The 11,588-nt window shown below is 63.6% G+C and carries 10 protein-coding genes; 1 reads left to right on the forward strand and 9 read right to left on the reverse strand.

The window, feature by feature from the left end; translation table 11 throughout:
* Nucleotide 1 precedes the first annotated feature (1 nt).
* The 9 genes from gloA to scpA all read right to left on the reverse strand — a co-directional run bounded on the left by gloA (nucleotide 2) and on the right by scpA (nucleotide 10,750).
* The gene (gloA, locus tag HND92_RS09415; protein ID WP_172206820.1) at nucleotides 2-418 is read right to left on the reverse strand and encodes a lactoylglutathione lyase; all 417 of its coding nucleotides are present in this window, start codon (nucleotides 416-418) and stop codon (nucleotides 2-4) included.
* Nucleotides 419-480: 62 nt separating this feature from the next.
* A complete protein-coding gene (locus HND92_RS09420) occupies nucleotides 481-1,272 on the reverse strand; it encodes an SDR family NAD(P)-dependent oxidoreductase (protein ID WP_172206821.1) in 792 nt (263 codons plus the stop codon).
* Between the two features lie 265 nt (nucleotides 1,273-1,537).
* Complete coding sequence (bioB, locus tag HND92_RS09425; RefSeq protein ID WP_103737679.1) at nucleotides 1,538-2,590, reverse strand: biotin synthase BioB; 1,053 nt, start codon at nucleotides 2,588-2,590, stop codon at nucleotides 1,538-1,540.
* A gap of 365 nt (nucleotides 2,591-2,955) precedes the next feature.
* Nucleotides 2,956-3,417 (reverse strand): VOC family protein, encoded by a 462-nt coding sequence (locus HND92_RS09430; RefSeq protein WP_015913377.1) that lies wholly within the window; start codon nucleotides 3,415-3,417, stop codon nucleotides 2,956-2,958.
* 59 nt (nucleotides 3,418-3,476) lie between these two features.
* Entirely contained in the window at nucleotides 3,477-5,525 is a 2,049-nt protein-coding gene (locus tag HND92_RS09435; RefSeq protein ID WP_172206822.1) for an acetyl/propionyl/methylcrotonyl-CoA carboxylase subunit alpha, read from the reverse strand.
* A 22-nt stretch (nucleotides 5,526-5,547) separates the two neighbouring features.
* On the reverse strand, nucleotides 5,548-5,988 hold the full coding sequence (locus tag HND92_RS09440) for a PH domain-containing protein (RefSeq protein ID WP_103737677.1): 441 nt from the start codon (nucleotides 5,986-5,988) through the stop codon (nucleotides 5,548-5,550).
* Between the two features lie 16 nt (nucleotides 5,989-6,004).
* A complete protein-coding gene (locus HND92_RS09445; protein WP_135149239.1) occupies nucleotides 6,005-7,537 on the reverse strand; it encodes an acyl-CoA carboxylase subunit beta in 1,533 nt (510 codons plus the stop codon).
* A gap of 25 nt (nucleotides 7,538-7,562) precedes the next feature.
* On the reverse strand, nucleotides 7,563-8,591 hold the full coding sequence (gene meaB / locus HND92_RS09450) for a methylmalonyl Co-A mutase-associated GTPase MeaB (RefSeq protein ID WP_172206823.1): 1,029 nt from the start codon (nucleotides 8,589-8,591) through the stop codon (nucleotides 7,563-7,565).
* Nucleotides 8,588-10,750, reverse strand: a complete 2,163-nt coding sequence (scpA, locus tag HND92_RS09455) for a methylmalonyl-CoA mutase (RefSeq protein WP_172206824.1) — start codon at nucleotides 10,748-10,750, stop codon at nucleotides 8,588-8,590. The genes meaB and scpA overlap by 4 nt, the downstream gene beginning before the upstream one ends.
* Nucleotides 10,751-10,874: 124 nt before the next feature.
* On the opposite strand from scpA, the gene HND92_RS09460 reads away from it, so the two are divergent.
* Nucleotides 10,875-11,510 carry a GntR family transcriptional regulator gene (locus HND92_RS09460; protein ID WP_015913371.1) on the forward strand — a complete coding sequence of 212 codons (636 nt, stop codon included), beginning with the start codon at nucleotides 10,875-10,877 and terminating at the stop codon, nucleotides 11,508-11,510.
* Nucleotides 11,511-11,588 lie beyond the last annotated feature (78 nt).

Below are 11,588 nucleotides of genomic sequence, written 5' to 3' on the forward strand. Positions count from 1 at the left end.
ACTAGCGCAGACCGGTGCCTGCGCCGGCATCGCTCCTGCGCTCGATCAATTCAATCTTGTAGCCGTCAGGATCGGTCACAAAGGCGATCACCGTGGTGCCACCCTTGACCGGCCCGGCCTCGCGTGTCACGGTGCCGCCGGCGGCCTTGATCTTCTCGCAGGCGGCGTAGGCGTCGGGCACGCCCAGGGCAATGTGGCCGTAGGCTGTGCCCATCTCATAGCTTTCCACCCCCCAGTTGTACGTCAGCTCGATCTCGGCCTGGCCGGGGTTGCCGCCCTCGAAGCCCAGGAAGGCCAGAGAGTATTTGTATTCAGGGTTTTCGGAGGTGCGCAGCAACTGCATGCCCAGCACCTGGGTGTAGAAATCGATGGAGCGCTGGAGATTGCCAACGCGCAGCATGGTGTGCAGAAGTCTCATGGCATGGATTGTGCCGTCAACCCAAAGACCCTGCGGCCTGTTGCGCAGAGTGATGGGCTGGGCTAGACCGGCACGGTGTAGTTGAGCGTCATGCGGCCGCCGTCCACGGTGACGATCTCGCCGGTCACATAACTGGCGGCGTCGCTGGCGAGCCATGCCACCACATCAGCGACCTCCGAAGGCTCACCCAGGCGCTTCATCGGCGTGCGGCTCAGGATCTTGAGCCGGGCCTCGTCGCTCGTCAGCACGGCCTTTGCGGCGAGTTCCGTGGCAATGGTGCCGGGCGCCACCGCGTTCACGCGGATGCCACGGTCCGCCAGCGCCAGCGCCATCACGCGGGTGAGCTGATTGATGCCACCCTTGCTCACGTTGTAGCTGGCGATGTTCGGAATGGCCAAAACGCCGTTGACGGAACTCATGTTCACGATGCTGCCGCCGCCCGAGCGCACCATTTCGCGTGCCACGGCCTGGCCCATGAGAAAGGCACCCTTGAGGTTCACGCGCAGTACCGCGTCGAAGTCTTCCTCGGTCACCTCCAGAAAGTCCGCAGCGCGGAAGATGCCCGCGTTGTTGACCAATACGTCGATGCGCCCGTGCAGCGCCATGGTTTGACCTACCATGGCATCCACTTCGGACTTGTTGCCTACATCGCAATGAATGTAGGCGGCTTGCGGCACCGCATCGGCAAGCGCACGTCCGCGGGCATCATCCATGTCTGCGATCACCACCTTGGCACCGTCGCGCGCCAGCCTGCGCACGCAGGCCTCGCCAATGCCCTGGGCACCGCCCGTGACAATACACACGCGACCGTGATGGCCGAAGGAGATAGTTGACGTGGCGAGTGTTTGGGACATGCCAGCCATCGTAGTCAATTGAAAAGGGCTGGTCACTGAACGTTTACGCGGAGGGTGGGATCGTTCCCTGAGCTGGGCGCGGATGTCGGGGTTGTGGTGCCTCAGGCCCGGCCGCTAGTGTACTAGATACGATGTATATTATGTTAAATAATTGAACTGACTAATCCTGCCGCTTACTCGATGGCGTACCGAAAACCGTACCCGGCTCTGGTGACACCCCGATTATTCAGGGCGCGCATCCTCTGTACAAAACAGCGCATGCAGATTAAGCACCGCAAGCAGTTTCTGTGGTGGTTTGGTTGGGCGTACCCTTCAACCCCAGTTTGGCCAGCAGTTGGGTGTCGGCCTCTACATCCGGGTTACCCGTCACGAGCAGCTTGTCGCCATAGAAGATGGAATTGGCACCCGCCAAGAAGCACAAAGCCTGCACCGCGTCGCCAAGCTGCTGGCGGCCGGCGGACAGGCGTACGCGAGCCTTGGGCATGGTGATGCGGGCCACCGCGATCACGCGCACGAAGTCCAGCGGGTCCACCGGCTCGCTGTCGGCCAACGGTGTTCCGGGAACGCGCACCAGGCTGTTGATGGGCACCGACTCCGGATACGGGTTTAGGTTGGCCAACTGCGCGATGAGACCCGCGCGGTGCACCGGCGCTTCGCCCATGCCAACGATGCCGCCGCAGCACACGTTGATGCCTGCGTCGCGCACATGGCGCAGCGTATCCAGCCGGTCCTGGTACTGGCGCGTGCTGACCACGTCGCTGTAGTACTCGGGGGCCGTGTCCAGGTTGTGGTTGTAGTAGTCCAGTCCCGCATCCTTCAGCGCCTGGGCCTGGTGCGACTGCAACATGCCCAGCGTGGCGCAGGTCTGCAAGCCTAGGTCTTTCACGGCGGTGATCAGCTCGCTTATCTTTTCGATGTCGCGGTCCTTCGGAGCTCGCCAGGCGGCGCCCATGCAAAAGCGCGTCGCGCCGGCGTCCTTGGCGGCTTGCGCTGCCTGGGTTACCTCCTGCACGCTCATGAGTTTTTCGGCCTTCACGCCGGTATCGAACTCCGCCGACTGGGGGCAGTAGCCGCAGTTTTCCGGACAGCCGCCTGTTTTCACGGACAGCAGCGTGGCCAATTCGATGTCGCCCTGGGGCCAATGTGCGCGGTGCGTGGCCTGCGCGCGCCAGAGCAGTTCCATGAATGGAAGATCGAGGAGCTCCTGTACCGCTTGAATGCTCCAGCCCTCCCCTCGCTGCGTCGCAACACTCTCGGCAACGCGAGGATGAAACTGCAGGGTCTGGGTTGTATGCGGGGCTGTCGTGGCTGAGGTCATCAAATTTCTCCGGTTCTGCGGTCGCCACTGCTGGGCGCTGCTCCTGATTGTGTAAAGGCTTGAGTGGTCTGTGAAGCCTTCGCGTTCAAAAAAGCAGGATGGAAAAAGATGCTCCTAAAAGAGGCGTATTTGCGTTATTTTTAATGCATCTTGAATGCATATAAGTGAAAAAACGGGAATGAAGATGGAGGAAGCAAGTCGTGTTGTTCATCTGCCATCAAATCTCCTGTAATGCCACTTAATTACCAGAAACATCCTGCTGTTTTTGCTGAAGATGCGGCATGACCATAAAAAAAGCCCTGGTCGCATGGACCAGGGCTCTCTTGCTTTTCAGCAGTCAGGTGCTTCGTCGAAGCTTGTCCTTTTCAACCCAACGCCGCGATCACCTCGGGCGGCGCCTGCACCAGTTCGATCAGGACACCCTCCCCGGCGATCGGGAACTCGTCATTGCTCTTGGGATGCAGGAAGGTGATGTCGTAGCCCGCCGCGCCTTTGCGGATGCCCCCGGGCGCAAAGCGCACACCCTGTGCGGTCAGCCATTCCACCGCCTTGGGCAGGTCATCGATCCACAGGCCGATGTGGTTCAGCGGCGTGGCGTGCACGGCAGGCTTTTTCTCGATGTCCAGGGGCTGCATGATGTCCACCTCCACCTTGAAGGCGCCCTGCCCCATGGCAAGGATGTCCTCGTCCACGTTCTCTCGCTCGCTCTGGAAGGTACCCGTCTGCGTGAGGCCGAGCATGTCCACCCACAAGGTCTTCATGCGCTGCTTGTCGGTGCCGCCGATGGCCACCTGCTGAATGCCCAGCACTTTGAAGGGGCGTGTCATCCATTTACTCCTTTATTGATAGCTGCTAGCGCTTGCAGGGCAAGCGTTAGATGCTGTTTTCATTGAAATTCCAGGATGACCTGATCCACCGCCAGCGACTCGCCCTTGCCCGCGACGATCTTGCCCACCACGCCGTCCTGCGCCGCGAAGAGGATGTTCTCCATCTTCATGGCCTCAATCACGGCCAGCTTCTCGCCGGCCTGCACCTTCTGGCCCGGCTGCACCGCGACGTCCACCAGCAGGCCCGGCATGGGCGACAGCAGGAACTTGGACAGGTCCGGTGGTGCCTTGAAGGGCATGAGCTGGTGCAACCTTGCGCCCAGCGGCGACAGCACCAGCGCGTCGATCTGCGTACCGTTGTGGCTGATGCGCAGCGCCAGCGGGTTCTTGGCCGTACCGCGCTCCACCTGCGCCGTGAAGCCCTTGCCGTTGCACTGGCCCTGCACGCGGATGTCGCCCAGGCCGGCCGTACTGCTGATGCGGTAGGTGGTGTTGCCGATGGTCACGGCGCTGGAGCGGCTCTCTGGCTCATAGTCGGTGACCGTCACTTCATGGTGGATGTTGTTGCCCTGTGCGCCCAGCACCACCACGGTGAACTGCGCGCCCACCTGCACCTCATGACCCGTGAGCTGGCCGCTGATGCCCGATGCACGCGCGCGGTAGCGGCGGTTCATGTACGCCGCCAGCGCCACCAGGAACAGCGGGTCGTCGTGTGGCACGTCTTCGGCGGCGAAGCCCTTGCCGTAGTGCTCCGCAATGAAGCCGGTGTTGAACTGGCCGGCCACGAATTTCGGGTGCGCCAGCAGCGCCGCCTGGAAAGGGATGTTGCTGCTGATGCCGCGGATCACGAAGCCGTTGAGCGCAGCGCGCATCTTTTCGATGGCGTCGTTGCGGTCCTGGCCGTGCACGATGAGCTTGGCGATCATCGAGTCGTAGTACATCGGGATCTCACCGCCTTCGAACACACCCGTGTCCACGCGCACGCCATACTTCTTGGTCGTGTCGCCCTGGAACATGGACTCTTCCGGCGCCTGGAAACGCACCAGCCGTCCGGTGGAGGGCAGGAAGTTGCGGAACGGGTCCTCGGCGTTGATGCGGCACTCGATGGCCCAGCCGTCGCGCTTCACGTCTTCCTGGCGGATGGCGAGCTTTTCGCCGGCGGCCACGCGGATCATGAGTTCCACCAGATCCAGACCGGTGATGCACTCGGTCACCGGGTGCTCCACCTGCAGGCGGGTGTTCATCTCCAGGAAGTAGAAGTCCTGGTCCTTGCCGACCACGAACTCCACCGTGCCGGCGCTTTGGTAGCCCACGGCCTTGGCCAGGGCCACGGCCTGCTCGCCCATGGCCTTGCGGGTGGCGTCGCTGATGAAGGGGGATGGCGCCTCCTCGATCACCTTTTGGTGGCGACGCTGGATGGAGCATTCGCGCTCGTTCAGGTAGATCACGTTGCCGTGGGCGTCGCCCAGCACCTGGATCTCGATGTGGCGCGGCTCCTGCACGAACTTCTCGATGAAGATGCGGTCGTCGCCAAAGCTGTTGCGCGCCTCGTTCTGGCAACTGGCAAAGCCTTCAAAGGCTTCCTTGTCATTGAACGCCACGCGCAGGCCCTTGCCGCCGCCACCGGCCGAGGCCTTGATCATCACCGGGTAGCCGATGCCCTTGGCGATCTCCACCGCGGCCTCGGGCCCGGCGATGGGGTCGTTGTATCCGGGGATGGTGTTCACACCCGCCTGGTTGGCCAGCTTCTTGGAAGCGATCTTGTCGCCCATGGCGGCGATCGCCGCATGCTTGGGGCCAATGAAGACGATGCCCTCCTCCTCCACCCGCTTGGCGAAGGCTTCGTTCTCGGACAGGAAGCCGTAGCCCGGATGCACCGCCTGCGCGCCGGTCTGCTTGCAGGCGGCAATGATCTTGTCGGCCAGCAGATACGACTCGCGGCTGGGCGCGGCGCCGATGTGCACGGCCTCGTCGGCCAGCTTGACATGGCGCGCGTCCTTGTCGGCGTCGGAGTAGACGGCCACGGTGGCAATGCCCATCTTCTTGGCCGTGGCTATCACGCGGCAGGCGATTTCGCCTCGGTTGGCAATCAGAATTTTGGTGAACATGACGAGTTCCTCAGGAGGGAATTCAAAAACCGGTAACTAAAACGTGGGGGCACTGCTGACGCAGCTGCTCCACAAACCGCTGCTTCTCGCGCGGCGATAGCAAAATGCTGCGCCCTCTTCCATAGCGGATGCGCAGGCGGTCCAGCGAAAGCGCGGGCGAAGACACCCAGCTGCGCGAGGGCGACACCTCGGACACCTCGGCCAGCGCGATGCGCCAGCAAAATGGGCCGCACTGCACGCGCAGCGTGTCCGCCGTGAACGTGTAGTGGGTATCGAGCAGCAGCCAGATCGGCAGAATCAGCGTGGACGCGAGCACGATCCCGAGCACGGCCACCTCGGCCGTAGCGCCCGAGCGCAGGGCCGGCGGCAGCGCCATGCCGACCGCGGCAAGACCGGTCACGGGACCGATGGCCGGGATCCAGGCATCGACCCGGGAGAAAAATACGGGGCGGGTGTGCGTCATTGCCGGCCTGGCCTGCTTACAGCGGAATGTTCCCGTGCTTGCGCCACGGGTTATCGAGCTGCTTGTTCTTGAGCATGGCCAGGCTGCGGCAGATGCGCTTGCGTGTCTCATGCGGCAGGATCACGTCGTCGATGAAGCCGCGTGCGCCGGCGACGAACGGGTTGGCAAAGCGCGCCTTGTACTCAGCCTCGCGGGCGGCCAGCTTGGCGGGGTCGTTCTTGTCCTCGCGGAAGATGATTTCCACCGCGCCCTTGGCACCCATCACCGCAATCTCGGCGTTGGGCCAGGCCAGGTTCACGTCGCCGCGCAAGTGCTTGGAGGCCATCACGTCATACGCGCCGCCATAAGCCTTGCGTGTGATGACGGTGATCTTCGGCACCGTGCATTCGGCGTATGCGTAAAGCAGCTTGGCGCCGTGCTTGATGATGCCGCCGTACTCTTGAGAAGTGCCTGGCATGAAGCCGGGCACGTCCACAAACGTGACCACGGGGATGTTGAACGCATCGCAAAAGCGCACAAAGCGCGCGGCCTTGATGCTGGACTTGATGTCCAGGCAGCCCGCCAGCACCAGCGGCTGGTTGGCCACGATGCCTACGGTCTGGCCTTCCATGCGGGCAAAGCCGATGATGATGTTCTTGGCGTACTCGGGCTGCAGCTCAAAGAAGTCCCCGTCGTCCACCGTCTTGAGGATCAGCTCCTTCATGTCGTACGGTTTGTTCGGGTTGTCGGGCACCAGGGTGTCCAGGCTCAGGTCCATGCGGTCGGCCGGGTCGTTGCTGGGGCGCACCGGGGCTTTTTCGCGGTTGTTGAGCGGCAGGTAGTTGTACAGGCGGCGCAGCATCATCAGCGCCTCCACGTCGTTCTCGAAGGCCATGTCGGCCACACCGCTCTTGGTGGTGTGGGTGATGGCGCCGCCCAGTTCTTCGGCCGTGACTTCTTCGTGCGTCACGGTCTTGACCACTTCGGGGCCGGTCACGAACATGTACGAGCTGTCCTTGACCATGAAGATGAAGTCGGTCATGGCCGGGCTGTATACCGCTCCGCCCGCGCAGGGGCCCATGATCATGCTGATCTGCGGGATCACGCCGGACGCCAGCACATTCTTCTGGAACACGTCGGCATAGCCACCCAGGGAAGCCACACCCTCCTGGATGCGCGCGCCGCCCGAGTCGTTCAGGCCGATCACCGGCGCACCGACCTTCATGGCCTGATCCATGACCTTGCAGATCTTCTCGGCGTGGGTCTCGGACAGCGCGCCGCCGAACACCGTGAAGTCCTGGCTGAACACGAACACCAGGCGGCCATTGATCATGCCGTAGCCGGTGACCACGCCGTCACCGGGGATCTTGGTGTTCTCCATGCCGAAGTCCGTGCAGCGGTGCTCCACGAACATGTCCCATTCCTCGAAGGTGCCGTCGTCCAGCAGCAGCTCGATGCGCTCGCGCGCGGTGAGCTTGCCCTTCTTGTGCTGGGCGTCGATGCGCTTCTGGCCACCGCCCAGGCGGGCGAGTTCGCGCTTTTTCTCCAGTTGATCCAGGATGTCTTGCATGGTCGCTCTTTCAGTGAAGTGCTATTTAAATAGTAGCTTGCAGCGCTTGTCCAGATTGCGCTGCGAGCAGATTTCGTGCTGCAGTGGAGGCCGCTACGCGCCCCGCGGCCACGTCCTGCTGCAGGCGGGGCAGCAGCTCGCGCACCTGCGGGTGCTGGCGGAAGGCCTGCTTCAAGCCCGCGTCGATGCGCTCCCACATCCACGCCAGGGATTGCCGCTCGCGCCGCGCGGCCAGGCGGCCGTTGGCCGTCTGCAGGCGGCGGAACTCCTGCACCGCGGCCCAGAAGCGATCCACCCCCTCGCCTTTCAGCGCGCTGAGCGTGATGACCTTCGGCGTCCACAGGGATTCGTCGTGGTGCGCATGCTCGGGGTTGCCATGCATGGACAGCAGGCGCAGGCTGGAAGTGATCTGCGCCTGCGCGCGTGTGGCGGCGTGCGGGTCGATGTCGGCCTTGTTGATGACCACCAGGTCGGCCAGCTCCATCACGCCCTTCTTGATGGCCTGCAGGTCGTCGCCCGCGTTGGGCAACTGCAGCACGCAGAACATGTCGGTCATGCCCTGCACGGCGATCTCGCTCTGGCCCACGCCCACGGTCTCGATGATGACCACGTCATAGCCCGCAGCCTCGCACACCAGCATGGCCTCGCGCGTCTTCTCGGCCACGCCGCCCAGCGTGCCGCTGGACGGGCTGGGGCGGATGTAGGCATCGGGTTGGACCGACAGGTGCTCCATGCGCGTCTTGTCACCGAGGATGGAGCCGCCCGAGACGGTGGATGACGGGTCGATGGCCAGCACCGCCACCTTGAGGCCTTGTGCGATCAGGTGCAGGCCCAAGGCTTCGATGAAGGTGCTCTTGCCCACGCCAGGCACGCCGCTGATGCCCAGGCGAAACGCCCGGCCCGTGTGCGGCAGCAGCGCGGTGAGCAGTTCGTCGCCCTGCGTGCGATGGTCGGCCCGCGTGGATTCCAGCAGCGTGATGGCCTTGGCCATGGCGCGGCGCCGCACGGCGGGCGTGCCGTGCAGGATGCCTTCTTGCAGCTGCTGGGGGGTCACTGCGCCTGCGCCTTCTTGATTTGCTCCAGCACGTCCTTGGCGCTGGCCGGGATCGGCGTGCCGGGGCCATAGACGCCCTTGACGCCTGCACCGTAGAGGAAGTCGTAGTCCTGCGCGGGCACCACGCCGCCCACGAAGACGATGATGTCGTCGGCGCCCTGCTTTTTCAGTTCTTCGATGATGGCGGGCACCAGCGTCTTGTGGCCCGCGGCCAGGGTGGAGACGCCCACCGCGTGCACGTCGTTCTCGATGGCCTGGCGCGCGCACTCCTCGGGGGTCTGGAACAGCGGGCCCATGTCGACATCGAACCCCAGGTCGGCAAAGGCCGTGGCCACCACCTTGGCACCGCGGTCGTGGCCGTCTTGGCCGAGCTTGGCGATCATCACGCGCGGGCGGCGACCGAGCTGTTCGGCTGCCTGATCGATTTCACCCTTGAGCTTTTCCCAGCCTTCGGCCGAGTCGTAGGCAGCAGCGTACACACCGGTCACCTTTTGCGTATCGGCGCGGTGGCGCCCGAAGATTTTTTCCAGCGCGTCGGACACCTCGCCCACCGTGGCGCGTGCGCGAATCGCCTGGATCGACAGATCCAGCAGGTTGCCCTGGCCGCTTGCTGCTGCAGAAGTAAGAGCAGCCAGCGCTTGTTGGACCTGGGTTTGATCGCGTTTTGTCTTGATGGCGTTGAGGCGCGCGATCTGGTTCTCGCGCACCTTGACGTTGTCCACCTCCAGGATGTCCACCGGGTCTTCCTTGGCAAGCTTGTACTTGTTCACGCCCACGATGACTTCCTTGCCCGAATCGATGCGCGCCTGCTTTTCCGCAGCCGCGGCCTCGATCTTGAGCTTGGCCCAGCCGGAGTCCACGGCGGCGGTCATGCCGCCCATCGCCTCGACCTCTTCGATGATCTTCCAGGCGGCGTCGGCCATGTCCTGGGTGAGCTTTTCCATCATGTAGGAGCCGGCCCAGGGGTCGATCACGTTGGTGATGTGGGTCTCTTCCTGGATGATGAGCTGCGTGTTGCGCGCGATGCGTGCGCTGAATTCGGTGGGCAGCGCGATGGCTTCGTCCAGCGCGTTGGTGTGCAGGCTTTGCGTGCCGCCGAACACGGCCGCCATGGCCTCGATGGTGGTGCGCACCACGTTGTTGTAGGGGTCCTGCTCGGTGAGCGACCACCCCGAAGTCTGGCAGTGGGTGCGCAGCATCAGGCTCTTGGGGTTTTTGGCGTTGAAACCCTTCATGATGCGGCACCACAGCAGGCGCGCGGCGCGCATCTTGGCGATCTCCAGGTAGAAGTTCATGCCGATCGCCCAGAAGAACGACAGGCGCCCGGCGAAATCGTCCACGTCCATGCCCTTGGCGATGGCCGTCTTCACGTATTCCTTGCCGTCGGCCAGGGTGAAGGCCAGTTCCAGCGCCTGGTTGGCGCCGGCTTCCTGCATGTGGTAGCCCGAGATCGAGATCGAGTTGAACTTGGGCATGTTCTTGCTCGTGTACTCGATGATGTCGCCGATGATGCGCATCGACGGCTTGGGCGGATAGATGTAGGTGTTGCGGACCATGAACTCCTTGAGGATGTCGTTCTGGATGGTCCCGGCCAGCTTGTCCTGGCTCACGCCCTGCTCCTCCGCTGCCACCACGTAGCCCGCCAGCACCGGCAGCACGGCGCCGTTCATGGTCATGGAAACAGACACCTTGTCCAGCGGAATGCCGTCGAACAGGATCTTCATGTCCTCCACGCTGTCGATGGCGACGCCCGCCTTGCCCACGTCGCCCGTCACGCGCGGGTGGTCGGAGTCGTAGCCGCGGTGCGTGGCCAGGTCAAAGGCCACCGACACACCCTGCCCGCCCGCGGCCAGCGCTTTGCGGTAGAAGGCGTTGGATTCTTCGGCCGTGGAAAAGCCCGCGTACTGGCGGATGGTCCAGGGGCGCACGGCGTACATGGTGGCCTGCGGGCCGCGCAGGTAGGGCTCGAAGCCCGGCAGCGTGTTGGCGTAGGGCAGGTCCTGCGTGTCTTGCGCCGTGTACAGGGGCTTCACGCTGATGCCGTCGGGCGTCACCCAGTTCAGGGCATTCACGTCGCCGCCGGGCGCGGACTTGGCCGCGGCCTTGGCCCAGGCGGCAAGGTCGGCGGACTGGAAGATGGGATCAGGATGGCTGCTCATGGCGGGGGCGCTTTCGCAAAGATGGCAAAGAGATGTGGTTATGCGTGCTGCGTTTTCGCAATTTTGCGGAGTTTACCTGATCTGTAATTATTAATTCTTAGTTTTTTTCAGGTACAGTCCGCCCATGTCAGCCGTCACCCTCACTCCCCGCGCACTCTATGAACAAGTGGCGGAGCAACTGCGCCAGCGCATCTTCCGGCGCGAGCTGGAGCCTGGCAGCTGGATCGACGAGCTGAAGATCGCCGAGGAGTTCGGCATCAGCCGCACGCCTTTGCGCGAAGCACTCAAAGTACTGGCGGCGGAAGGCCTGGTCACCATGAAGGTGCGCCGCGGCGCCTACGTGACCGAGATGTCCGACAAGGACCTGCACGATGTCTACCACCTGCTCAGCCTGCTGGAGAGCGACGCGGCAGGCGTGGTGGCCGCCCGTGCCACGCCGGAGCAACTGCGCGAACTGGAGCAGCTGCATGCCGACCTGGCCGCCGCCGTGCAGGACCGCGACCGCTTCTTCACCATCAATGAGCGCATCCACATGCGCCTGCTGGAGATGGCCGACAACCGCTGGCGCAGCCAGATGGTGGCCGACCTGCGCAAGGTCATGAAGCTCAACCGTCACAACTCGCTGCTCAAGCAGGGACGCATCGAGGATTCGCTGGCCGAGCACGAAACCATCCTGGCCGCGCTGCGCGCGCGCGACCCGCAGGCCACAGTGGCCGCCATGTCCGCGCATTTCGCGCATGGGCTGGAGGCAGCGGGCTGACCGGGCCCGCCCCCCATCCGCCGTTCTTTTTCCGTCGCGCGAGCGACAAGTTTGCGAACGATCGTGCGAAAACGCGCG

This window comes from Diaphorobacter sp. JS3050 (genome assembly GCF_013154915.1).
Taxonomy (GTDB): domain Bacteria; phylum Pseudomonadota; class Gammaproteobacteria; order Burkholderiales; family Burkholderiaceae_C; genus Diaphorobacter; species Diaphorobacter nitroreducens.

Excerpts from the sequence above, each read along its gene's own strand:
- gloA (WP_172206820.1), bottom strand. The coding sequence starts at position 418 with ATGAGACTTCTGCACACCATGCTGCGCGTTGGCAATCTCCAGCGCTCC.
- HND92_RS09420 (WP_172206821.1), bottom strand. The coding sequence starts at position 1,272 with ATGTCCCAAACACTCGCCACGTCAACTATCTCCTTCGGCCATCACGGT.
- bioB (WP_103737679.1), bottom strand. The coding sequence starts at position 2,590 with ATGACCTCAGCCACGACAGCCCCGCATACAACCCAGACCCTGCAGTTT.
- HND92_RS09430 (WP_015913377.1), bottom strand. The coding sequence starts at position 3,417 with ATGACACGCCCCTTCAAAGTGCTGGGCATTCAGCAGGTGGCCATCGGC.
- HND92_RS09435 (WP_172206822.1), bottom strand. The coding sequence starts at position 5,525 with ATGTTCACCAAAATTCTGATTGCCAACCGAGGCGAAATCGCCTGCCGC.
- HND92_RS09440 (WP_103737677.1), bottom strand. The coding sequence starts at position 5,988 with ATGACGCACACCCGCCCCGTATTTTTCTCCCGGGTCGATGCCTGGATC.
- HND92_RS09445 (WP_135149239.1), bottom strand. The coding sequence starts at position 7,537 with ATGCAAGACATCCTGGATCAACTGGAGAAAAAGCGCGAACTCGCCCGC.
- scpA (WP_172206824.1), bottom strand. The coding sequence starts at position 10,750 with ATGAGCAGCCATCCTGATCCCATCTTCCAGTCCGCCGACCTTGCCGCC.
- HND92_RS09460 (WP_015913371.1), top strand. The coding sequence starts at position 10,875 with ATGTCAGCCGTCACCCTCACTCCCCGCGCACTCTATGAACAAGTGGCG.